The organism is Lysinibacillus sp. NPDC086135 (assembly GCF_044746345.1).
GTDB lineage: Bacteria > Bacillota > Bacilli > Bacillales_A > Planococcaceae > Lysinibacillus.
The window spans coordinates 4103-26568 of record NZ_JBIVCA010000035.1 but is presented as its reverse complement, the minus strand read 5'-3'; the positions used below and the strand labels follow the sequence as shown (position 1 = coordinate 26568).

The window sequence follows — 22466 nt, the reverse complement described above, 5'->3', positions numbered from 1 at the left end:
CCCACGCACCCGTACGTCCTACCCTGGCTACTGATATAATAGATTCTATTAAAAAAAGGTCAACCAGTAAAAACTGGTTAACCTTATAATACGAACGCACTCGTTAGCAAGATGCTGTTAGTGGTAATGTTGCACCAATCAACTCGTGTTCCTGATTGCGGATTCGTTCACAACAAAGTGAGGAAAGAAGTGTATCGACCAACTTAAGAACAATTCAAATGTATCAACCGCAAACACGAAGCTAACACTGACTTAAATGCAGCCCGCAACCTTGCAAGAGGTATATAAGGAGCCACAGGTGACACATAGGGCGCATATCAGCCCTCCCGGACATCTACGATTTATTAAACAATATTTCTCCATTAAAAAAAGCGCTAGGTAACCGCAGTTAACCAACGCCTTATTCATTATTGTTAAGAAGGTTTTATTTCCAGTCCTTCTTTATCTTTGAATTTGCCGACAATAATCATAATTAAATCAATCAATGTCCAGATACCTAGCCCACCCAAAGTTATAATCATTAAAATACCAGTACCTATTTTACCTGCGTAGAAGCGATGTATTCCTAGACTACCTAAAAAGAAACATAGTAAAATCATTGCTATATAGTTTTTTTCCGAAGTTTGTTGTTGCATTTTTATCAATCACCTTTCTTTTGCGTGGAAAGAATTTACTTCATTTCCATACAGAAGTCTATCATTCTTTTACGTTTTTCTCAACACCTTAATCTATCTTTTACGACTATGCCAATCAATCCTAGTTGACCAGTCCCTTATGCATTACTGTTTATTATGTAGATCTTATGTGATTTTGCCGATAACACTCATAAACAAATTGATTAATACCCAGGTACCCAAGCCTTCTAAAGTTACAATCATTAATATATTCGTATTATCATTCCAGCGTAGAAGCGGTGTGCTCCGAAATAACCTAGAAAGAAGCAAAGTAACATCGTTACTATCTAACTTCTATCTGATGTGTAATCCATTTTTCTATCGCACGAGTTACACAAAAGAAGGGACGGGGTTTCTCTATGAGAACTTCTTGTACCCTCACCCCTAAAAAATATTTAACGCTCGGTCTAAAGACCTCACTACGCCTCCCGCTATAGGCTACATCAAATCTAATATATATAAGAAAAGAGGATATATGCTCTTATATTGAACATAATATCCTCTTATCAGTTTAGTCTATTTAACCTTAGTGGGCTTTCTCTAATGCTAGCTTAATGCCAAAACCAATTAGTACTGCACCTGTCAATCCTTCGATAATCGTTTTCGTCGTTGGCTTTTTCATAAATGCGCTAATTTTATCCAACAAGTAAACATAAAACACAAACCAAAATCCCGTTAATGCAGTATAAATAAGCCCCATTATAAGAAACGGCATAAATGTACCGCTTTTGCCATCTACAAACTGAGGTAAAAATGTTAGAAAAAATATAGCCACCTTTGGGTTTGTAACGTTTGTTAAGAAGCCTTGTTTAAAGCATGATTGCTCTGAATATTTATGTTCAATTTGGGTTTCGTCTTGTACAACTGGAGACTGTGTACGTATTAATCGTAATGCCCATAAAGTTTTAATACCTAAATAGCATAAATAAACCGCGCCGACGTATTTTAAAATGGTAAATACATATGCTGACTTTACAATAATCGCCGAAAGTCCAATAACCGCTGCAAAAGTATGGATCAATAATCCACAGCACGAACCGAGTAAAGTCTGTAAACCTCCCTTTCTGCTTACGGTAAGTGTATTTTTTGTTGCAATGGCGGTATCCGGACCAGGCAAAATAATTAATAAAATGCACATTAATAAAAACACAGATATGTTCACCACTTTAATGACCTCCCTCCTTAGTCAGAAAATTATAAAAATAATTTTAACATAAATAAGGATTTACAAAAAGACACAATGAAAATTTATCCAATGTATTTATAATTGACATATAACCTTAAGGTGTTATATATTCGTAACACCTTAAGGTTATATTTTTGCGAAGGAGTTCATTTTAAATGACAGAAAAACTAGAGAATATTGTTAAAACAGTTACACTCAATGCACCGATTGAAAAAGTATGGGAAACAGTAACGGATGCTGAAAAGATTGCTTCTTGGCTTATGCCAAATGATTTTAAGCCTGTTGAAGGTCATGAGTTTACGATACAATCACCGTTTGGTCCTTCACCATGTCGAGTAGAACAAGTAGATGCTCCACATTTTGTTCGTTTTGCATGGGATACAGATGGATGGTTTGTCACTTTTGAACTGAAAGAAATTGGTGAGCAAACTGAATTTACATTAACACATGGTGGCTGGAAAGAAGCTTCACATATCATTCCTAAAGCTAACATGCCTGCTGAAGCCATTCGTACAACAATGGAGGGCGGCTGGACAATGCTTGTCGGCAAAAAATTAAAAGAAGTTGTGGAATCACAATGACACAACTTGCTGTAAAGTATGATGTTTTTCAAGCAATCGCTGATCCAACAAGACGTCATGTCCTACAGCTACTTGCCGCAAGTGATAAACCGATCTCACTTATTTCTGAGAATTTTTCTATAAGCCGAACTGCTGTTGTAAAGCATTTGAAAATTTTAGAGCAAGCTGAGCTAGTGTCTGCTCATAAAAAGGGACGAGAAAAAATATACACATTACATGCCGAAAAACTAAAAGAAATTGAAGACTGGCTTCAGTACTTTGATTTATTTTGGGATAATAAATTGGCACAATTACAAAGTATTTTTGAAGAAAATTAAATGTAAAGGAGCTGTCCCTACTATTAGACAGCTCCTCGTTTAATAAAGATAAAATAAACCACCATTAATAATTTCTATTTTAATTTTTGTATCGTATTGTTCCTCTAATGCCTTCTTTTCGATGTCATAGCATTCTGGTTTATCTTCTTCTTCCTCATAAAAATAATCAAGTACACGTTGATCATGCTGCCATCGTTTTCTTGCTTCAGTAGCCCATGAATGGTCATCACGTTCAATCATCATTTCAATAGTAGCATGTAATCTTTCGAGTGCTCTAAGAGGCTTAATGATATATTGAACATGAAAAGCATTGTCTGCTGGAACAGTGTCAAATTCAGATGTACATATCGTCTCTTGAAAATCCTCTTTTATGATCCCGGTTAGCAAGTTTATGCCAAATGAATAAAGCGTTTCTTTCGTTCGATCGCAGCAATACGACACTTTAAAGTTAACACCTAGCCAAGGAGTTAGGATAACTTGCCCTATTTCATTATCCACCTTTTCAAAAAGCTGAACATAAGCTCCTAGCTCCCTTGTTGCTTGAAAAAGCTGGTTCATTCTCGGAGAACCAAAATGAATAGCTTCTCCATAAAGGCTCCCTGCTGATGCTGTTTGATTTGTAATGAAAGTTACTTGAGCTGGATTTGCCTCACTGTTTGTAGCTTCTACGTATTGCCAATAAAAAGGGCGATTCATAATTCTTTTATCAATATCAACCGTTAATTGTACAGTAAGATAATGCTGATCTTCTCCTAATATAGGGCAATCATTTTCATTAAAAAATTGGCGTAAATAACTATGAACTTGCTGTGGATACATGGTCCTTCTCCCTTACACTATACAGATTCTTTAAAGTTAGATAGAATCGCATCTAAATCGCCTACTACCTTTTCGAACACATCAATTTTCGTATGAAGTAATGCTAATATGTTCTCTTCAATCGTATTGACAATAGCCAGATTATAAATATGAACATCATGCTCTTGCCCTAATCGATGTACGCGCCCTATTCGTTGCTCTAGCTTCATAGGGTTCCAGGGCAGATCATAGTTAATGACATGATGACAAAATTGAAGGTTAATCCCTTCGCCGCCTGCCTCTGTTGCGATTAGAACCTGTGCCCTTTCCTTAAAAAGATGCTTCATATAATCACGTTTACTTTTATTATATTTACCGTTGAATAGGACACTTGTTATACCGTTAGAATGTAAATACCATTGCAAGTAAATTTGAGTAGCTCTATACTCTGTAAAAATAATTACTTTGTCTTTGGCCTGTTCGACTATTTCAAGGGTCTTTTTCGCCTTTGAATTCACTTCTAAAGCCATTAATTTTGCTAGTATTCCTTCAATTTCTTGCGGTTGCTCATTGTCTTCAAGCATTTTAGTTAATGTTAAACCTGTTGCTTCCTTGCTACTACACATTTCCTTTTGCAATGTAATCATTGAAAATGAGCCTGTATTTTGAAGGGTTCCAAGCAGACTATAAACTTCCTCTTCTTCCTTCGTGAATTCGATTGGAATAGTTTGAACACGGCGATTTGTCCATTCAATACCCGTGTCTTCTCTCCTATTCCTCACCATTACCTGATTCACTAATTCCTTTAAAAAATCATCATGCTCTAAATCATGCTTACTTGCCGAAAATGCAGATTGAAATGTATCATAATTGCCAAGATGACCAGGCTTAAGTAAGGAAATAAGATAAAATAATTCAAAGACATCGTTTTGAATCGGTGTAGCCGTTAATAATAAACAGAACTTTTTCTTTAAGCTTTGTACGAATTCATAAATTTGTGTTTTATGATTTTTTAATTTATGAGCCTCGTCGATAATTATCATATCGTAATCCTGCTCATAAATTCGCTCTTTGTGAGGACTCTTCTTTGCCGTATCCATACTCATAATAAGGACATCATGGCGCTCAATCTGAACATTTTTCTTAAAAGCTACTGCCGGAATGTGGAACTTTATATTTAATTCTTCAACCCACTGATTAACAAGAGATGCTGGCGCTAATATTAATGCTTTTTTAACGAGGCCACGAATCAAATATTCCTTTAAAACTAAACCTGCTTCAATTGTTTTACCAAGACCTACTTCGTCAGCTAAAATCGCTTTACCATTCATACGTTCAATGACTGTCTCTGCTGCTTCCAACTGGTGCTTAAGCGGCTTTAAATTTGGTAAATACTTCGTCGCCTGTAAACCTGTGAAATCAGGAATTAGCTTCATTTTCACAATGTCATAATTCATCTTGTACAATGTCCAACTATCCCATTTTCCATGTTCATTCAGTTTATTGATAAAGCCTTCTTCCCATTCGGACGACCTTTCTATTTTCATGATCATCACCTCATACCATTATTTCTAAAGTTTAGGTTGTCCAAAAAAGAAAAAGCTATGTTAAACTTTTGCGAAAGAAAAACTTCTGATGAATTTTCCCATCAGTTCAATCAATAAAGCTTAGAACTTTTATTAATTTTATGCGTTTCAAAAGCGGATGCTATGACCTCTGTTATCGCTTTCGCAAAGGTAAAACATTGCTGAAGATATATTCTTAGCGAAGTGGTTAATTGTAGTGGAGGCTGGGTGATTCCTTGGAGATCAGCGTCAAAGATGGAACCTTGCAGCGAAGCGGCAGCAGGAACGAAAATCAACACCACGTTTTGCACTGCGCAAAAGTCCTACTCCTTTTTTAGCAAATTCATAATATATTGCCTTAATTTCGTACAATTTAAAAGGATAATGGTATTAAGATAGTCTTTTTATTTACTTCCTTTTTTCATACAATTAAAGAAGTATCACTTTTCCAAAAAATAACGTTTTAAAAATGAGATTATGATTATGCCCTAATTTAATAGGGCTTACATATACCGAGGAGGTTACTATGAAAATTCTTGAAGCATTAACATTGACAATGCCTTACATTCATTTAGCTATGAAAGGCGAGTCCATGATTGGATTAGTAGATAAAGAGAGTGAGAGTATTATTGCTTATTTACCTGGGAAACGGATAGATTCTGGGTATAAAATCGGACAAAAAATTCTCCCAGGTGATGCAATTTTACATCTCCCACTTAAAGGCAAAAGTACTAATGAGCATGTACCAAAGGAATTTTATGGTGTAGAATTTAACGCATTTTCCTTTCCTGTTCGTGAAAATGGGCAAATCGTAGGCGCGCTAGCCTTTGGAATACCTATTGACCATTCTCTACAAATGGAGAAATATATTGTTACTATGAATGATATTATCCAAAATCTACAAGATAAAGTACATACAATTGCCTCTCATTCGGAGGAGCTAGCTGCAACTAGTGAGGAAATTAATAAGCAGACACAATTTGCTTTAGAGGATGCTGAAAAAACAAATGGTATTACGGATTTGATAAAAAATATTTCTCGTCAAACCAATTTACTCGGATTAAATGCATCAATTGAGGCAGCACGTGCAGGTCAACATGGTGCCGGTTTTCATATAGTTGCACAAGAAGTTCGCAAACTTTCTACTGAAACAACTACTGCTACTGATAACATTGAAACCTCACTTCGAAGCATCAATCATAATCTTGAAAATTTAAAGCAAAACATGACTCAAATAAATGGTGCCACTAACGAACAGGCACAACTTGTTCAGGACTTTAGTGAAATCATTGATGAGCTTAATACGCTTAGTATGGAAATGAAGGATTTTATGTCTAACGCAATGAAATAAAGGCATATATCAACAGAAAAATCCGGTTCGCTTGCTGTGGTCAATCCAGAACCACATAAGTCTGCCCGGGTTTTTTACTTTTAGGCACTGTCCGGAATAATTACCGAAACAACAAAATAAATGTCAAAAATTTACAGAATATACTGTATGATGGTCCATCACCAAAAGTTATATGGATGACTTTTGTTAAAACGTCTACTATGTAAATAGTTGATTGGAGTGGAGACTGGGCGGCTCATCGGACGCCCCCAGGAAAACGCCCAGTCGGAACGGAAATCAACCACACGTTTTGGTGATGAACCCTGTATGATTACTTTTTGGTACACTATTGAAAAAAGCAAAAATGAGGTCAACATGACAAGGAAAATACTCATTCTACATGAGATTTATGGCGTCAACGATTTTATAAAAATGCAAGCTGAAGCATACAGTAATGCTAACACTACTGTTGAGTGCATTTCTTTATATTCAGTCGATAGAACATTTCAATATGAACAAGAACAGGAAGCCTATGAATATTTCATAAATGAGGTTGGCTTTGATGCTCCTCTCGATAAACTAACCGAAAAAATATTGGAAGCTAGGACACATTTTGATGAAGTACTGTTAATCGGATTTAGTGTAGGTGCAACATTAGCTTGGAGACTATCAACGCTACCATTACAAGGTATCGTTTGCGTTTATGGTTCACGCATTCGTCAATACTTGGATACAATGCCCTCCTGTCCGACACTCGTTATTTTACCAAGCCATGAGAAAAGTTTTAATGTCCATGAATTAAAAGAAACACTCGATACATTTCCATTTGTTCATACGAGACAATATATAGGTCAGCACGGTTTTATGGACTCTAATAACGGAAACTATCACTATAGAAGTTTTTTACAGTCACAAACTGAAATCTCGCAATTTTTGCAATCAAATGAAGTCAAGGAGGACTAAGTAATGAACCAAATTGAAAGCATAATTATTGACCCTTATATAGAAGGAGGAAATGTAATTTATCCAAACTTTCACCTTTCTATGCGGCCTGGTATTATTATCGGCATCCATACGGATGTGTCAAAAATACATACATTAATACAATGGTTTTCGAAGCAAAGTAATACGTATACACATTTTCGTGAAAATGCCTTGTATGAGCGACTGACGGTCCGAGAATATATTAACTTTTGCTTAAAGCTTTTCAATGCTTCTTCTGAAAAGATGGAGGATCTATTAAAATTATTCGCTTTGATGGAGCAAAAAAGCATTAAAATCAGCAAGCTTTCGAATGGAGAAAAGCAACGTTTAAAATTGATTCATACATATCTCAATCAGGCACAGATACATGTTTTAGAAGAGCCATTCCAAAACCTAGATGAGTTTTCCAAGCAAAAAGTCATTCAGTTATTGGATGCACTTCAAAAAAAGAATAAAACAGTCATTTTATTATCTAACAATCTTGAGGATTTAATTATTTCGAGTACAGAAGTACATAGACTGGATATCACGGGCATACATGCATTAGACGTTAAAGAGGATGGAACAGAACCAACTCCCCCCTCTCAAGAAAGCGTACCGATTCGACTTGATAAAATCCCTACAAAGAAAAATGATAAGATCATTTTATTTAATCCCCCTGAAATCGATTATATCGAAAGTGTTGAGGGTATTGTTTCACTATATGTTGCAGGTGAAGCCTATCCATGCACATTATCATTAAATGATCTTGAGCAAAAATTGACACCGTTCGGCTTCTTTAGAAGTCATCGCTCTTATATCGTTAACTTACAAAAGGTACGGGAAATCATTACGTGGACTCGCAATAGCTATAGCCTAGCCTTAAACAGCAATGAAAAGACCGTAGTACCTTTGTCGAAAAACAAACTCGCAGATTTAAAGAAAATACTCGGAATTTAGTAGATTTCCCAGGAAATAAACGACTCCTGTCAGCTGAAATATTTCTCCACTAAAGGTCATTTCACAGCCTTTCACCTGTAATATAATGTTGAGACCCTTATTGTCCCTTATAGTGTAGATATCAACAACAACACAGGGAGGTTTTCAAATGAACGCAGTAATCGATGTTCAGCATTTGAAAAAGACATTTAATAAGGAAACAGCATTACAGGATGTTTCATTTTCCATTCAAAAAGGTGAAATATTCGGCTTTCTTGGACCTAGCGGATCCGGAAAAACTACTACTATAAAAATATTAACAGCACAAACTGAAAAGACTGCTGGCGACGTTTTATTGTTTGGCCGCCCAGCAAATGAGATGAAACAAAGTAATAATCGTAAACGCTTCGGTATTTTAACAGATAATAGCGGACTATATACGCGACTTTCAATCGAGGAGAATTTATTACTATTCAGTAATTTATATCAATTACCTAAATCAGCCATAAAAGAAGCGTTGGATTTTGTTAACTTATACGGTGATCGTAAAAAGAAGATTAGTCAGCTTTCTAAAGGAATGATGCAACGTGTTACGCTTGCACGTGCTATCATGCATAAACCCGAATTATTATTTTTAGACGAGCCAACTTCTGCTCTCGATCCTGTTAATACACAGCATATTTATAATGGCTTGCGCAAATTAAACGAGATGGGTACGACAATATTTTTAACAACACATGATATGAGTGAAGCCGAAATACTTTGTGATCGTGTAGCCTTCTTACATAAAGGTAAAATTCGAGCAATTGGTGCGCCAAAGGATTTGAAAAAAGAGTTTGGCGATGAATCTATTACAGTGGAATTAACAAATGGTGCTTGTGAAATCATTCAAAATGGAGAACAAGATGCTGAAAAACTGTTTCATTGGATGCAATCTAACGAAGTTTCTCGGATATATACGAACGAGCCAACACTAGGAAATATTTTTATGCAAATAACAGGGAGTGATTTAGTATGAACCTTTCAATGACACGTATTCAAGCTATTTTAATGAAGGATTATAAGGAATTTTCACGTAACTATGCGGTATCCATTATGGTACTTATGCCACTTGTTTTGGCATTCTTTTTAAAATCAGGTTCAACTGCTATTGCTTTCTATTTCCTTTTAATTAATATGGCATTTTCTATGGTGACTACCTATGTACAATGCAGTCTAATTGCAGAGGAGAAAGAAAAAAATACGCTTCGTAGTCTCATGCTTTCCCCTGCTTCACTTGGCGATATTTTAATTGGTAAAAGCTTGTTTGTCTTTATCATTACGATAGTAATCGTGGCATTGACTATTTTCATTGTGGGCTATACCCCAGCTAATCCTTTCATCTTAGCTATCGCTTTAATACTTTCGACTGTGTTTTATATTGCAATAGGAACATTATGTGGATTATTCGCCAAAACGATTATGGAAGGATCTCTTATCATTCTACCCGTTGTCCTTATTTTCTCATTCGGTCCTCTTGCACTAGCTATGTCTTCTGCTAATCCGATTTTAAAGATTGCCGAGTGGTTACCAAGTTCTCAATTGGTACTATTAGCAGAAGCTTTAGAAGGATCATACACAACAATGGATGTCATTATTCCAATAGCTTCAATCATCGTTTGGTCACTAGTAACTTGGATTGTAGCAGGATTTATTTATAAAAAAAGAATGGTCGACTAATGACCATTCTTTTTTATGTACTAATTTCTTTACCCCAATTTCTCTGTAGCATCAACTAGCACCTGCTGCAAATGGTTTTTCACTTGTGGCCATTCTTGTAAAGTAATGCTGTACATCACTGTATGACGAGTCGTACCATCCTTCCGCACCATATGATTACGTAAGACCCCCTCCTTTGTTGCCCCTAAACGTTCAATCGCCTTTTGAGAACGTAAATTTCCGTGGTCTGTTTTAATTTGAACACGCTGTAAGTAGAGTACCTCAAAGCAGTATTGTAATAATAAATATTTGCAATTCGTATTAATGGCCGTACGCCAAAAAGCAGGTGTTATCCATGTAGTACCTATTTCAAGTCGTTTATGCGTTTCATCAATGTCCATAAACCGAGTCGAACCAATGATTTGTCCAGATTTTTTATCCACAATTACAAATGGAAACTCAGTTTTTTCACGTTTTGTTGTTAATGCCTTGTCCACAAAGTTATTCACATCGAGCATTTTCTCAATTGTTGTGGACATGTGGGGCCATATCTCTGGATAACTAGCTGCCTCCAATAGCCCTTGCGTGTCCTGTTGTTCTAATGGCTTCAGTAATACTACCTCATTTTCTAATGCTTTAAAATTCATGTTGCTTCACTCCTTTTTACCTATTTAACGGTATTTTTGATATGATAGATAGAACCAATTTTTAAAAAATTCACCGTACCAGGAGGTGCAATATTTTGGAGTTATCGATCTCATTTACTGGAGATGCATCGAAATACGTGCAAATCTACGAGGAATTAAAACAAACAATTTTAAGCAAGAAACTACTGGCCCATGAGCAATTGCCATCTAAACGAACACTTGCTAAAACGCTTGATGTTAGTGTCCACACGATTAAGGAAGCTTATGAACAATTACTAGCTGAAGGCTATATCTATAGTAAGGAACGCTCTGGTTATTTTATAGCGCCCTTTGAATTTGAATGGGAACAGCAGCAAAATCAGCACATATCCACAGCTATAACACCAACTACATATACTATAAAATTTGATTTTAATAACGGACATGTGGATAAGGGAGCTTTTCCATTTTCGATCTGGCATAAGCTGTTGAAAAAGCACTTTAATGTGGATAATTTAACAACAAGTCCTTGGCCAGGAGAAGCTATATTACGGACGGAAATCGCTCGCTATGTTGAACGATCAAGAGGAGTTACTTGTGAAGCATCACAGGTGTTCGTTTATAGTGGTACACAAAATCAGCTTCAGGCTCTCTGTCACTTTTTTGGCCAAAAAGCACACGTTGGCTTAGAGGAGCCTGGCTTTAAAAGAGTACGTGCAACATTGCAACAATGTGGATTAATAACTCATGCTATTCCTGTTGATAACTTAGGGGTATCAATACCGAAAAAACCCATCCACATGTTATACACAACACCCGCACACCAGTTTCCGCTCGGGATGGTCATGCCGGTTGAACGGCGTGCAGAACTTCTACAATGGGCTAATTCTGCGAAGGCATATATTATTGAGGATGATTATGACTCGGAATTTCGTTATAAGGGGCTCCCTATTCCCTCTTTAGCAAAGATGGATCAGCTACAACGTGTTATTTATTTCGGAACCTTTTCTAAAACACTTATCCCATCGCTCCGTATTAGTTATATGATTTTGCCTAAATCGTTAGTCGAAGAATTTATGCTTTTTAATCAGGAGCAAAAATCTGTTGTCTCAAAAATAGATCAGCTTGTATTAGCCGATTTTATTGCTCAAGGCTTATTCGATAAGCATTTAGCCAAAATGCGTACTATTTACCGTAAAAAGCAACAGACGTTACTAGCAGCTATTAACACCCATTTTTCTGAGGAATTCGAAGTAATTGGTGAAAAATCTGGGCTACACATCGTTATGAAGTTACCAAAAAGGCTTTCTGAACATAATGCCATTAGGCTTGCACAGGAGGTAGGAATTAAAGTCTATCCATGTTCAACCTCCTATCAGCAAGGCTCTAAACATGCTATGGTCATTATGGGCTATGGTGGGCTAACCCTTGGGCAAATTAACGAAAGCATTGTATTACTTGCAACAATTTGGCAATCCCCCTTACTAGAATAATCGCAGATAAACCTTTTTATGGATAAAAAAAGATGACCCTGACAGTACATATCAGCGTCATCTTTTCATCATTTAGTCAATATTAATATCTACCACTACATTTTTAAGGTACTTATCAAGATTCCCTTTATCTACAGTCTGCATAATAGTTGATCGTTGTTCCCTGTTCTCTAAAGCTTTAATGATTAAATCCCCAACGTTTGGGTAGTAATGCAACCAGTCGAAAAAGTCGTTCTCATTCGCTGTTATTTCATTCACACCATGGAAGCTGTACACGGTACCAAACACATCTACCATATCATTCATCCATCTACTATAAGCCTCGTAACGATTTTCATTATGCAAAATTGTCTGAAGCCGTTTGGCAGGCATTAATTCTGTAAAGACTACTAGTTCTGTATTTGGGAATGCGTCTTTTATAGCTTGAAGCCTTTTTCGATAGTCGGTATCGTACATAAAAGGCTTGGCTGTCCCTGCTTTAAAATTTTTCTGGAATTTTTGCCACCCCTGCTCCATATCATCATTTGGATACGTAGTTTGTGCAATATTATTACGTGTGTAACTACGAGCACCGTCGTAATGATTTGCTTTTGAAATATCATAATTAAAAAGAGCATAATGCATCGTGCTTGCTGAAAATAAGGACTTTATTGCATAAAAAGGTGCCTCCGACGCCTCGATATAAGTTTGCGGCGGATTCGATGTACTAGGTTTGCCAGCATTCGCCGAATCAAAATATAACTCAATAAAAATTCTCTTAAACGGCTTACCATTTTTCTTTTCAGCATATTTCATGTAAGGCAAATATTCTGTAATATGCAGTCCGCTCAATGAATAGTTATAAACATTTTCTTTTGTAAAAGCCCTCTCATCAAGATACGTAATCCTGCTCGTTCCCATTAACAAACTATCATAGTTAAAATCATGGCTATTGATATAATTTGTTTTTAATTGTCTTTCATCAAAGCCAAGCTGATAGTCGTTAAAGTCATTCGCATGTGTGTAATTCCAAAGAGGGTCAATATAATAATTGAAACCCATAATTCCGAAAACAGGTAATCCTATTACTATGAAAGATGTGGCAAATAATTTTACTAACCATTTTTTCGGATCCAAGTTCATTCACACCTTTATTTAGAAATTAAAATATAAGAATATACTATTTTTTTGCATATAATAAATCGATACTAGCACTAGTGCAATCATAAATTGCGTATAAATGATTGCTCCCCAATTAAATTTCATCTTATCCATTAATTGAATAGAATTTAATGCCGTAAATGCAATAACAAGTGTGATTAAGAGTCCTACAACAATAACTATTGGATCACTGAATGATAGTCCCAAAATATTAAAAGCTCCCGCTTGCGCAAAATTCGTGTGCGGCTCCGTAAAGAAATTAGTTATAGCTGTCATGTTTGGCGTAAACATTTTGGCTATAATAGTATTCGCTTGCTCAATACTTGTTGCACGGAAATATACCCAAGCGATATTAACAAATTGGAAAGTCATAAACCACGAAAGTAAATACGGAAGCTTAATACCTGTTTTACTAAAAAGTCTCACAACTACAGACGCAAAGCCATGCATCAGTCCCCATAAAATAAAATTCCATCCTGCACCATGCCAAAATCCACTGATGAAGAAAATAATTAATATATTTATATACGTTCTATATGCCCCTTTACGACTACCACCTAATGGAAAATAGACATATGTAGTTAAAAACCGGTTCAACGTCATATGCCACTTTTTCCAAAACTCCTGAATATTACGTGCTTTATAAGGAGAGTAGAAATTTACTGGCAGTTTAATATTAAATAATAATGCTAAACCGATCGCCATATCAGAATATCCACTAAAATCATAATAAAGTTGCACTGTATACGATAATGAGGTAATCCAAGCTTCTATAAAACTTAAATTACTATAATTGGCAAAGCCTTCATTCGCCCATATGCCCACCGTATCAGCAATTACAACTTTCTTCACTAAACCAATTGCAAAAATAAATAAACCTCGTGCAACATGTTCATGAATAATTTTACGATTTCCCTTAGTATCATACTGCGGAAGCATTTCATCATGCTGAACAATTGGTCCTGCAATTAACTGCGGGAAAAACAAAATGAACAGCGCATAATGGCTAAATTTATAATGAGCTGTTCCATCACGATAACTATCAACAATAAAAGCAATTTGTTGGAATGTAATAAAACTAAGTCCTAATGGTAGCAATAAGTGCAACAGTGCAAAATTTGTACCAAATAAACTATTTATATTACCAATAAAGAAATCGGTATATTTATAGTAACAGAGAATGATAATATTGAAGATGACTCCAATTATCATATACGTTTTTCTCCAACGACTATTGGTACTACTAATTACCCGACTTAAAGCAAAGTTCACAACTATTGAAATTGAGATGATTGCTAAATAAGTTAACTTAAAATAGCCGTAAAAAATCAAAGAGCTCAGTACCAACCAATAGATCGCATATTGCTGGTCTCTGAAACGATTTAATAAAAAATAGATAATAAATGTTATAGGTAAAAACAAGAAAATAAATTCAAAGGAATTAAAAAGCATTGCACCACTCCCCTAATAGCCATTCCTTTATATTCAAAATTTAAGACTCCTCACCACAACATTTCCGTTCCGACTAGACGCTTACCTGAAGGCGTTCACTTGCGCTCCAGGGATCTCATCTTTGACGCATTTCCAAAGGCCTACAATCAACCTAAAACACGACATACGTTTAACAAATATTTAGTGAAGAGCCTATCAAATTTAATGTTTTAATATTATATTTACATCACTTAAATTAGCCATATAACACTTTAACATTGATACACTCGTAAAATCTAAATGAAATAAATACCATTGTTATATTCATTATGTATTTAAAGAGGCCAAATATTATATTATACTAAAAAGTTAACCTAAAACAAATAACGATTTCAAAATAAGGTAGAGAAAGACAAAAACCTATATAATAATACCTCATTTTAACAATTGTTTAAAGGAAATTCCTGTTTGTTGTCGAAAAATGAAAGTTAGAATTATACCTACAAATAAAGTGGTGATTCCTAATAAAGTTTTTACTAGTTTGCTTTCATTCTATTAATGGGTGGGTTTGATTTTGGGCATCCACTCACAACAATGCTTTTTTCAAGCTATAGGATCTAAAACAAAAGTAACCTCTGTATAGCTTGTTGATCACTATACAGAGGTCGTTCATCTATATTTTAATTAAAATCTTTCCTTGATGCTGACGACTTTCCATCAAATCATGCGCTTTCTGCATGTCTTCTAATGCAAAAATATTAGCAATTGGTACTTGGAAACTTTCATCCTTCAACAGCGCAAACATCTCCTGTGCAACTTGTTGTAGCACTGCAGGCTTGGAAGCCCGAGTCGTTCCTAAGCTAAACCCTTTCACATTGCGGCAGCTACTATGCAAGTCAGATGTTTTTATATTCCCGGCTTTACCACCGCTATTTCCAAATTGCACTAGCGTACCATACGGAGCTAAACAGTTAAAACTCTCTTCCGTAATATCCCCGGCAATGGAGTCAAAAATAATGTTAACACCATGACCATCCGTATATTCATTGACTTGCGCACTAAAATTATCGTATGTCAGTACATGATGTGCACCTAGTTCAAGGGCAATTGTCGCTTTCCCCATATCACCAACAGTGCCAATAATCTTCTTGGCGCCTAGCTTTTTCGCCATTTGAATCAGCATCGTCCCTGCCCCACCAGATGCAGCATGAATTAATACGCTATCATCTGAGCTAATTGGAGCGATTTGATGTGCCAAAAGATAGGATAGAAACAAAACCGTTGGCACAGCGGCTGCCTTTTCCAAAGGGACATCATTCGGAACTTTAAAGACTAGCTGCTCATTCGCCACTACATATTCTGCATAGGCTCCATTTTTCGGGAATGCAAGAACCACATCTCCAACTTTAAAAGCGCTACTTTTAGCAAAAACCTCCTCAACTACACCAGCTACATCTAAACCGAGTATCATTGGGAAATTTGCTTTTGCTTTATTACCTTTTCTATTTTTAATATCAGCAAAATTCACACTCGTATACGTCGTACGTATTAATACTTCCCCCGCTGAAATAGTGGGCTTTGGACATTCCACATACTTTAAAACATCAGAAGTGCCAAACTCATTAATAATCACAGCCTGCATAAACTTCCCCCTCCTTGTTATAGTTAGATTATAAAATAAAAGGGAATAAATAGGTTGTATTTCCATAAAAATAAAAATGATAAAAGAACAATACCACGGAATCTCATAAAAGCATCTCTTTAATAGAAGGTGCTACTATTTGCTATTGCTTTAGCATTAAACCTTCCTCTAGTCATCGAATTCAGAAATATTCCTATAAAATCTGGCTTTTGACGTCTCTTTGGCATTTCTGTCGGGGCTATCCACGACTTTAGCCACTCTATCCACGACTTTGACGATTCTATCCGTCACTTCGGCTCTTCTTTCCATCGCTCCGATTTCTCTCCGTCACTCTGGCTGTTCTTTCCGCCGCTTTGTCGGGGCTATCCACGATTTTTGCTGTTCTATCCACGACTTTGTCCACTCTATCCACGATTTTGACGATTCTATCCATCATTTCGGCTCTTCTTTCCGTGGCTCCGATTTCTTTCCGTCAATCTGACTTTTCTTTCCGTCGCTCAGGGCTATCCACGACCTTGGCCACTCTATCCACGACTTTGACGATTCTATCCGTCACTTCGGCTCTTCTTTCCGTCGCTCCGATTTCTTTCCGTCACTTCGGCTCTTCTTCCGTCGCTTTGGCTGGTCTTTCTATCACTTCGACTTTTCTGTCCGCCACTCTGGCTATTCTCTCCGTCGCTTTAATTCTTCATTCCGTCGCTCTGATTTTTCGCTTTAGCTACCCTAAAATAAAACAAAGTATTTTAGCTAAAGTAAAACCCGAACAAATCTGCAAGACACTCATACGGTGTTTTGCCATTGTTCGGGTTTTCTATATATATTGCTTAATTTATTTGAAAGAATTCGGCTTTCGCAAAGAGCTTATTAGTTATGTCTCAGCCTCATAAAATATTAATACGCTAAGCCGAATAGCGCTTTAATATGTGTAAGATAGCGAATGTTAGACGCTTCTTTCATAAGTGTTGCAGGAAGACCTTTAAGTTCTGTGTTGCTAGCACCGATAGTCGCAACAGCGTCTTTACGACCTAAGCTTGCAAGTGTACCAGAGTTAATTGCCGAGAAAGGCTTCATCTCTTGGTTTTTGTATTGTGCGAATAAGTTGTAACCAGCACACTCACCCATTTGCCATGCAACTTGAGCAGTTGGTGCATATAGCGGACGCCCGCCATCAGCTGGTAATGCAACAGATGCGTCACCGATGACGAATACATCATCGTGAGATGTAGATTGTAAGAACTCGTTAATCGTAGCTTTACCGCGGTCAGCAGCAAGGCCAGACTCGCCTACGATTGGAAGTGGAGCTACCCCACCTGTCCAAATAAGTGTATTAGCAACGATTGGTTCGCGATCTTTAAGAGAGATAACATTACCATCAACGCCTGTTACAGGAGTACCTGTAATGAATTCAACGCCACGTTTTGTTAAGCTTTCAGTTGCACGTTGGATAAGTGCATCCGGAAGTACTGGTAAGATTTTTGGACCAGCTTCAACAAGTTTAATTTTAAGATCAGCAAAGTTAACACCGTGTTTTGCTGCGATTTTCGGGAAGTTGTCCACGATTTCACCAACAAGCTCTACACCTGTTAAACCGCCACCACCGATAACGATTGTTGCATCTGCTTCGTCTTTTGTTTGTGCATATGCTTTAATACGATCTTCGATGTGTTTGTTAATTTTATTTGCTTCGTTCACTGATTTAAGTACCATAGAGTTTTCTTCTAATCCAGGGATACCGAAGAATCCAGTTTGGCTACCTAAAGATACTACTAAAGTATCGTAGTTTAAAGTATAACCAGTATCTAGGTCCACTTTTTTACTGTCTACATTGAATTTTGTAACTTTAGCGATTTGTAAATCGATATCTAAACCTTTAAAGATTTTTTTAAGTGGTAAAGCAACAGCACCTTCAGCAATAGTACCACCAGCTAAACGGTGAAGTTCAGTGATGATTTGGTGTGTTGGGAATTGGTTTACTACAGTAATTTTAGCTTCATCAGCCGATAGATACTTGCGTGCTGTTAATGCAGTTAAAACGCCAGCGTAACCAGCACCTAAGATGACGATTTCTTTTGACATGATTAATTAATCCTCCGTCCTTACGAATTGAATGTATCTCGAGTCGAGTCTTATTTAGCTTTACGTTCAGCGCTTACTTGTAAGAAAGCATTAACAAAACGGAAAACACCTTGAACTTGCGGGTCTTTTAACATTTTCATAAGACCGAATAAACCAATTACTTCTTGGCTTTCAGAAGCACGGTCTTTCGCTTCAATTGCAGTAGCTGCAAGGTTTTTAGCTGAGCCTACTACTGGACCAGCCATTTCTGTTACCGCACCAACAGTATCATTTTTAAGTACTTCGTCAGTTGCAACAGCTTGAGCAAACTCATATGATTTTGTTAATAACGTCATCATTTCAGTTAACTTAGGTAATTGTTCAACTAAAGTTGTAAGTGATTCCTGAACCTCAGGCTTTAATAATTGATCTAGCACATCCAGTTGTTCTTGACTCACAGTTAATTGTTCAGACTGTGTTTGGTTTTTCGTTTCTGACATTTTGAACTCTCCTTTGCCATCACTTTTACTATTTTAATTTTATTGCTTCCATGTAAAAAAGACCATTAAGGCACTTCTTAACAGTCGTTACAGCGCGTATATCTTACAAATCACCAGTCCCAAGAGCTGGATAGCAATCCGTATAACTTGTTATTACAATGTTAACTTTATTTTGCAAAAAGTGCATCATAATTCCATCCTTATCTTGTCTTGGTGACATTATAAACTCCATTATAAGTCTGTTTGCACATTATTTCAATGCGCTAAATCACAATTTCGACAATCTTTTCAAAATTCATTGATTTTGTTAACAATGCATCGTATTTAAGTTTTCTTTTTATCTCCACTATTAAAAAATACAATATTTTTGATTTCAAATTTTTAAATTGTCACTGTAAAACATTTGATTTTCAATAGTATTTAGTCTATTTAAACTTCCCCTCGATTGTTCGTATAATACTAATAAAAAAATTTATCGCCTATTTTTTTTATTTCTCGATACCTAATCACGATTTATCGCCCAAATTGCCACATTTTTTATCAAAAAACCTGTTAGAAGAAAAATTCTACTAACAGGCCTAAAAACATAATTATTTAGTTGGTTTTTTCAAATCCATAGAAGCGGCTGAGCTTTCAATTTTTACGCGTTTTAGGAAGAACGCAAGCACTAGCGCAAGGACTGTAACACAAGCTGCTATTAAGAATGAGTGTGTAATACCATCTAATAAAGCAGTTTGCATAATCTGATCCTGCATTTGTTGCATTTGCTCAGGTGTCATCGCAACACCTGATTGCGCTGCATTGGCTTTTGCTTCTACAATTAAATCTTCGGCTGTTGCTTTTGTACGGTTATTCATGAACGTTACCATCACGGCACTACCAATTGCCCCTGCCACTTGCTGTACAGTATTATTAATAGCTGTACCATGCGGGTTCATCGTTAGTGGTAATTGGTTTAAACCGTTTGTCATAATCGGCATCATAACCATTGATAAACCAAACATACGAATTGTGTACAAGGACACAATAAATGTATAGCTTGAATCTATTTCTAACTTTGTTAAACCGAATGTCGCAATTGTTGTAATCGTTAAACCGATAATCGCTAGTATACGCGGTCCAAATTTATCAAAAAGCTTCCCAGTAATCGGCGACATAATCCCCATTACAACTGCTCCAGGAAGCATCATTAAGCCCGCTTTAAATGGATCAATTCCACGAATCGATTGTACATAAGCAGGAGTTAAAATCATCCCAGAGAACATAGCCATTGACACGATAACCGAGATAGCTGACCCTAACGCAAACATTGGGTATTTATAAATACGTAATTCTAGTAAAGGCTGATCCATACGTAGTTGTTTAAATATGAAGATGATTAAAGCAAGAAGACCAGCTGAAATTGTGCCATATACCCAAGGACTTGACCAACCCTTATCCCCAGCAGTACTGAAACCATAGAGAATACCACCGAATGCAACTGTTGATAATAGTACTGAAAGGAAATCTAAATGAATTTTACGTGTCTCCATCACGTTTTCTAATTTCCAAATGCCAAACAATAAACTAATTACAGCAAACGGAATAATCATTTGGAATAGCATACGCCAATCATGATGCTCAACAATATATCCTGATAATGTTGGACCGATCGCTGGTGCTGTAATCATGACTAAACCAAAGATCCCCATTGCCGCCCCACGTTTTTCTTTTGGGAAGCTAATTAACATTACATTCATTAAAAGTGGTGACATACTTGAAGCACCCGCTGCTTGCACCATACGACCTGCCAGTAACATACCAAAGTTAGGCGCAAAGCCAGCCATAATTGTACCGATTGTAAAGACTGACATCGCTGCAATAAATAGATGTCTATTTTTAAAGCGTGTTACAAAGAATGCTGAAGCAGGTACTAAAATACCACTTACAAGCATATAACCTGTTGCTAACCATTGTACCTTTGAATACGTTATACCAAAATCTTTCATGATTGTTGGTAATGCAACATTTAACAATGTGTTATTTAGAAAAGCAACAAAAGCACCCACAAATAAAATACCAATCATACCATAGGGTGGCTTTTGTAGTGTTTGACCACTATTCATTTATATCCCTCAATTCTTTCTTGTTTTTTTCGATAAAACTTATTTTATACTCGCAGTCTACTTTTTTCAACAATTAAGATTATAAATTTCAAAAACATTGATATATAGGCGTTTTTGATATAGAATAAGAGTATAATATTTTTAAAAAGGTGAGGTTATGAACAAAAGAAAAAGACAAATTATTACTGCTGCTCGTGCCCTATTTATTGAAAAGGGTTTCGTGGATACATCGATTAACGACATCATTAGTGAGGCCAAAATCTCAAAGGGCACATTTTATAATCATTTATCTTCTAAAAATGAATGCTTAATCGCCATATTAGATGAAGGGCGCGAGGAGGCAAGTAATCGCCGACACGAGCTTCTTTACGGCAAAGATCCTACTGATTTAGAAGTATTAACACAGCAAGTTGCAGTACTCATGTATGTCAATCGAGAACATAATTTAATTCAAATTTTTGAATCGGTTTTCCATTCTCGTGATAATGAACTGAAAAAAATTATTTTAAACTATCATTTACAAGAACTGGAGTGGCTTGCTAACCGACTTGTACAAGTCTTTGGAGAAGAAATTAGCTCAATTAGCTATGAATGTGCTGTGCAGACACTTGGTATGATTAACCTCACATTGCGTGCAGTCTTAATTGCTGACTATAAATATATAAATCGCGAAGCCATTGTACGTGTAGCATTACGCAATATTAGCGTAATTATACCCGTTATGCTTGAATCAAAAGAGATCCTCATTAGTACGGAAATGATCAACACGATACAAAACGTCGTGAACTATAGACCAGTTAATAAAGAAATAGTCATCGAGCAATTAACAGGCTTTAAAAAAGGGTTATCTAAGAATGAAACAGTGGAAGGGTTAGAGTACGTAGAATTCTTATTAGAGGAACTGCAGCGCGAGAAACCAAAACTCTTTATCATTGAATCACTTCTTACGCCTTTCCGTAAAGCATTCGTTGGGACCGAACACACAGAAGAGGCACGTGATATCGCTAATAGCTTATGGCGCTATGTAAAAATCGAACGACCATCAGAGCGGTGCATCAAGTAAAATAACCACATAAACAAAAGGAGCTTATAGAAAGTCAAACACTCATGACTTTCCATCTAGCTCCTTTTTCCAGGCTTTTATCCTATTCATTTATTTTATTATGCGCATTTGATAAACCTGTAAGTTGATTGGAGTGGAGGCTGGGCGATTCCTTGGGGATTAGCGATAGAGGTACGAAGGCTAAAAGCATCACTTCCTGTGATAACACCTTCGTGACCAACATCCTGTTGTTGCTGTCGCTTCGCTTTCGCACAGACAAAACACGTTGTTGCTGTCGCTTCGCTTTCGCACAGACAAAACACGTTGTTGCTGTCGCTTCGCTTTCGCACAGACAAAACACGTTGTTGCTGTCGCTTCGCT

At 36.5% G+C, this 22466-nt stretch carries 22 protein-coding genes; 9 read left to right on the top strand and 13 right to left on the bottom strand.

Translation table 11 applies throughout. The annotated features are described in order from the left end of the window. Window positions 1-413: 413 nt before the first annotated feature. From ACIPKN_RS26140 to ACIPKN_RS26130, 3 genes are all read right to left on the bottom strand, one after another. A complete protein-coding gene (locus ACIPKN_RS26140) occupies window positions 414-635 on the bottom strand; it encodes a TM2 domain-containing protein (protein WP_323656730.1) in 222 nt (73 codons plus the stop codon). Window positions 636-877: 242 nt separating this feature from the next. Beyond that, on the bottom strand, window positions 878-952 hold the full coding sequence (locus ACIPKN_RS26135; protein ID WP_400941805.1) for an NINE protein: 75 nt from the start codon (window positions 950-952) through the stop codon (window positions 878-880). Window positions 953-1200: 248 nt separating this feature from the next. Further along, window positions 1201-1839: a LysE family translocator gene (locus tag ACIPKN_RS26130; protein ID WP_400941803.1), complete on the bottom strand. Its 639-nt coding sequence runs from the start codon at window positions 1837-1839 to the stop codon at window positions 1201-1203. 176 nt (window positions 1840-2015) lie between these two features. On the opposite strand from ACIPKN_RS26130, the gene ACIPKN_RS26125 reads away from it, so the two are divergent. Further along, window positions 2016-2441 (top strand): SRPBCC family protein, encoded by a 426-nt coding sequence (locus tag ACIPKN_RS26125; RefSeq protein ID WP_400941800.1) that lies wholly within the window; start codon window positions 2016-2018, stop codon window positions 2439-2441. Then, entirely contained in the window at window positions 2438-2758 is a 321-nt protein-coding gene (locus ACIPKN_RS26120) for an ArsR/SmtB family transcription factor (RefSeq protein WP_400941799.1), read from the top strand. The genes ACIPKN_RS26125 and ACIPKN_RS26120 overlap by 4 nt, the downstream gene beginning before the upstream one ends. Before the next feature lie 39 nt (window positions 2759-2797). Here ACIPKN_RS26120 and ACIPKN_RS26115 read toward each other — a convergent pair whose 3' ends face one another. Further along, the gene (locus ACIPKN_RS26115; protein WP_400941797.1) at window positions 2798-3577 is read right to left on the bottom strand and encodes a YqhG family protein; all 780 of its coding nucleotides are present in this window, start codon (window positions 3575-3577) and stop codon (window positions 2798-2800) included. Between the two features lie 17 nt (window positions 3578-3594). Beyond that, a complete protein-coding gene (locus ACIPKN_RS26110) occupies window positions 3595-5109 on the bottom strand; it encodes a DEAD/DEAH box helicase (RefSeq protein ID WP_400941795.1) in 1515 nt (504 codons plus the stop codon). A gap of 538 nt (window positions 5110-5647) precedes the next feature. Here ACIPKN_RS26110 and ACIPKN_RS26105 point away from each other — a divergent pair. The 5 genes from ACIPKN_RS26105 (at window position 5648) to ACIPKN_RS26085 (ending at window position 10072) form a co-directional block, all read left to right on the top strand. Then, window positions 5648-6472, top strand: coding sequence for a methyl-accepting chemotaxis protein (locus ACIPKN_RS26105; protein ID WP_400941792.1), 825 nt, complete (start codon window positions 5648-5650; stop codon window positions 6470-6472). Window positions 6473-6826: 354 nt separating this feature from the next. Next, the gene (locus ACIPKN_RS26100; protein WP_400941790.1) at window positions 6827-7414 is read left to right on the top strand and encodes a dienelactone hydrolase family protein; all 588 of its coding nucleotides are present in this window, start codon (window positions 6827-6829) and stop codon (window positions 7412-7414) included. Between the two features lie 3 nt (window positions 7415-7417). Continuing rightward, window positions 7418-8374 (top strand): LytTR family transcriptional regulator DNA-binding domain-containing protein, encoded by a 957-nt coding sequence (locus ACIPKN_RS26095; protein WP_400941789.1) that lies wholly within the window; start codon window positions 7418-7420, stop codon window positions 8372-8374. Between the two features lie 148 nt (window positions 8375-8522). Then, on the top strand, window positions 8523-9371 hold the full coding sequence (locus tag ACIPKN_RS26090) for an ABC transporter ATP-binding protein (protein WP_142509655.1): 849 nt from the start codon (window positions 8523-8525) through the stop codon (window positions 9369-9371). Then, on the top strand, window positions 9368-10072 hold the full coding sequence (locus ACIPKN_RS26085) for an ABC transporter permease (RefSeq protein WP_400941786.1): 705 nt from the start codon (window positions 9368-9370) through the stop codon (window positions 10070-10072). Before ACIPKN_RS26090 ends, ACIPKN_RS26085 begins: the two co-directional genes overlap by 4 nt. Window positions 10073-10101: 29 nt before the next feature. Here the strand turns inward: ACIPKN_RS26085 and ACIPKN_RS26080 are convergent, their stop codons facing one another. Beyond that, complete coding sequence (locus ACIPKN_RS26080) at window positions 10102-10698, bottom strand: GNAT family N-acetyltransferase (protein ID WP_400941784.1); 597 nt, start codon at window positions 10696-10698, stop codon at window positions 10102-10104. A 95-nt stretch (window positions 10699-10793) separates the two neighbouring features. Here ACIPKN_RS26080 and pdxR point away from each other — a divergent pair, with 95 nt between their 5' ends. Next, complete coding sequence (pdxR, locus tag ACIPKN_RS26075) at window positions 10794-12170, top strand: MocR-like pyridoxine biosynthesis transcription factor PdxR (RefSeq protein WP_400941782.1); 1377 nt, start codon at window positions 10794-10796, stop codon at window positions 12168-12170. A gap of 72 nt (window positions 12171-12242) precedes the next feature. Here the strand turns inward: pdxR and ACIPKN_RS26070 are convergent, their stop codons facing one another. From ACIPKN_RS26070 to ACIPKN_RS26045, 6 genes are all read right to left on the bottom strand, one after another. Continuing rightward, window positions 12243-13286 carry a hypothetical protein gene (locus ACIPKN_RS26070; protein ID WP_400941779.1) on the bottom strand — a complete coding sequence of 348 codons (1044 nt, stop codon included), beginning with the start codon at window positions 13284-13286 and terminating at the stop codon, window positions 12243-12245. Between the two features lie 18 nt (window positions 13287-13304). Beyond that, window positions 13305-14762 (bottom strand): MBOAT family O-acyltransferase, encoded by a 1458-nt coding sequence (locus ACIPKN_RS26065; RefSeq protein ID WP_400941777.1) that lies wholly within the window; start codon window positions 14760-14762, stop codon window positions 13305-13307. Window positions 14763-15414: 652 nt separating this feature from the next. Then, the gene (locus ACIPKN_RS26060) at window positions 15415-16383 is read right to left on the bottom strand and encodes a quinone oxidoreductase family protein (RefSeq protein ID WP_400941775.1); all 969 of its coding nucleotides are present in this window, start codon (window positions 16381-16383) and stop codon (window positions 15415-15417) included. A gap of 891 nt (window positions 16384-17274) precedes the next feature. After that, window positions 17275-18459, bottom strand: coding sequence for an NAD(P)/FAD-dependent oxidoreductase (locus tag ACIPKN_RS26055; protein WP_400941772.1), 1185 nt, complete (start codon window positions 18457-18459; stop codon window positions 17275-17277). Window positions 18460-18509: 50 nt separating this feature from the next. Then, window positions 18510-18938, bottom strand: coding sequence for a helical membrane plugin domain-containing protein (locus ACIPKN_RS26050; protein ID WP_049667242.1), 429 nt, complete (start codon window positions 18936-18938; stop codon window positions 18510-18512). A 590-nt stretch (window positions 18939-19528) separates the two neighbouring features. Then, entirely contained in the window at window positions 19529-21043 is a 1515-nt protein-coding gene (locus ACIPKN_RS26045) for a DHA2 family efflux MFS transporter permease subunit (protein ID WP_400941770.1), read from the bottom strand. A gap of 157 nt (window positions 21044-21200) precedes the next feature. Between ACIPKN_RS26045 and ACIPKN_RS26040 the strand changes: the two genes are divergently transcribed. Then, window positions 21201-22106: a TetR/AcrR family transcriptional regulator gene (locus ACIPKN_RS26040; RefSeq protein WP_400941768.1), complete on the top strand. Its 906-nt coding sequence runs from the start codon at window positions 21201-21203 to the stop codon at window positions 22104-22106. Window positions 22107-22204: 98 nt separating this feature from the next. Here the strand turns inward: ACIPKN_RS26040 and ACIPKN_RS26035 are convergent. Then, window positions 22205-22466: hypothetical protein (locus ACIPKN_RS26035; RefSeq protein WP_400941767.1), on the bottom strand; the 262-nt coding region annotated here is incomplete at its 5' end.

Excerpts from the sequence above, each read along its gene's own strand:
- ACIPKN_RS26140 (WP_323656730.1), bottom strand. The coding sequence starts at position 635 with ATGCAACAACAAACTTCGGAAAAAAACTATATAGCAATGATTTTACTA.
- ACIPKN_RS26125 (WP_400941800.1), top strand. The coding sequence starts at position 2,016 with ATGACAGAAAAACTAGAGAATATTGTTAAAACAGTTACACTCAATGCA.
- ACIPKN_RS26120 (WP_400941799.1), top strand. The coding sequence starts at position 2,438 with ATGACACAACTTGCTGTAAAGTATGATGTTTTTCAAGCAATCGCTGAT.
- ACIPKN_RS26115 (WP_400941797.1), bottom strand. The coding sequence starts at position 3,577 with ATGTATCCACAGCAAGTTCATAGTTATTTACGCCAATTTTTTAATGAA.
- ACIPKN_RS26110 (WP_400941795.1), bottom strand. The coding sequence starts at position 5,109 with ATGATCATGAAAATAGAAAGGTCGTCCGAATGGGAAGAAGGCTTTATC.
- ACIPKN_RS26105 (WP_400941792.1), top strand. The coding sequence starts at position 5,648 with ATGAAAATTCTTGAAGCATTAACATTGACAATGCCTTACATTCATTTA.
- ACIPKN_RS26100 (WP_400941790.1), top strand. The coding sequence starts at position 6,827 with ATGACAAGGAAAATACTCATTCTACATGAGATTTATGGCGTCAACGAT.
- ACIPKN_RS26095 (WP_400941789.1), top strand. The coding sequence starts at position 7,418 with ATGAACCAAATTGAAAGCATAATTATTGACCCTTATATAGAAGGAGGA.
- ACIPKN_RS26090 (WP_142509655.1), top strand. The coding sequence starts at position 8,523 with ATGAACGCAGTAATCGATGTTCAGCATTTGAAAAAGACATTTAATAAG.
- ACIPKN_RS26085 (WP_400941786.1), top strand. The coding sequence starts at position 9,368 with ATGAACCTTTCAATGACACGTATTCAAGCTATTTTAATGAAGGATTAT.
- ACIPKN_RS26080 (WP_400941784.1), bottom strand. The coding sequence starts at position 10,698 with ATGAATTTTAAAGCATTAGAAAATGAGGTAGTATTACTGAAGCCATTA.
- ACIPKN_RS26065 (WP_400941777.1), bottom strand. The coding sequence starts at position 14,762 with ATGCTTTTTAATTCCTTTGAATTTATTTTCTTGTTTTTACCTATAACA.
- ACIPKN_RS26060 (WP_400941775.1), bottom strand. The coding sequence starts at position 16,383 with ATGCAGGCTGTGATTATTAATGAGTTTGGCACTTCTGATGTTTTAAAG.
- ACIPKN_RS26055 (WP_400941772.1), bottom strand. The coding sequence starts at position 18,459 with ATGTCAAAAGAAATCGTCATCTTAGGTGCTGGTTACGCTGGCGTTTTA.
- ACIPKN_RS26050 (WP_049667242.1), bottom strand. The coding sequence starts at position 18,938 with ATGTCAGAAACGAAAAACCAAACACAGTCTGAACAATTAACTGTGAGT.
- ACIPKN_RS26045 (WP_400941770.1), bottom strand. The coding sequence starts at position 21,043 with ATGAATAGTGGTCAAACACTACAAAAGCCACCCTATGGTATGATTGGT.
- ACIPKN_RS26040 (WP_400941768.1), top strand. The coding sequence starts at position 21,201 with ATGAACAAAAGAAAAAGACAAATTATTACTGCTGCTCGTGCCCTATTT.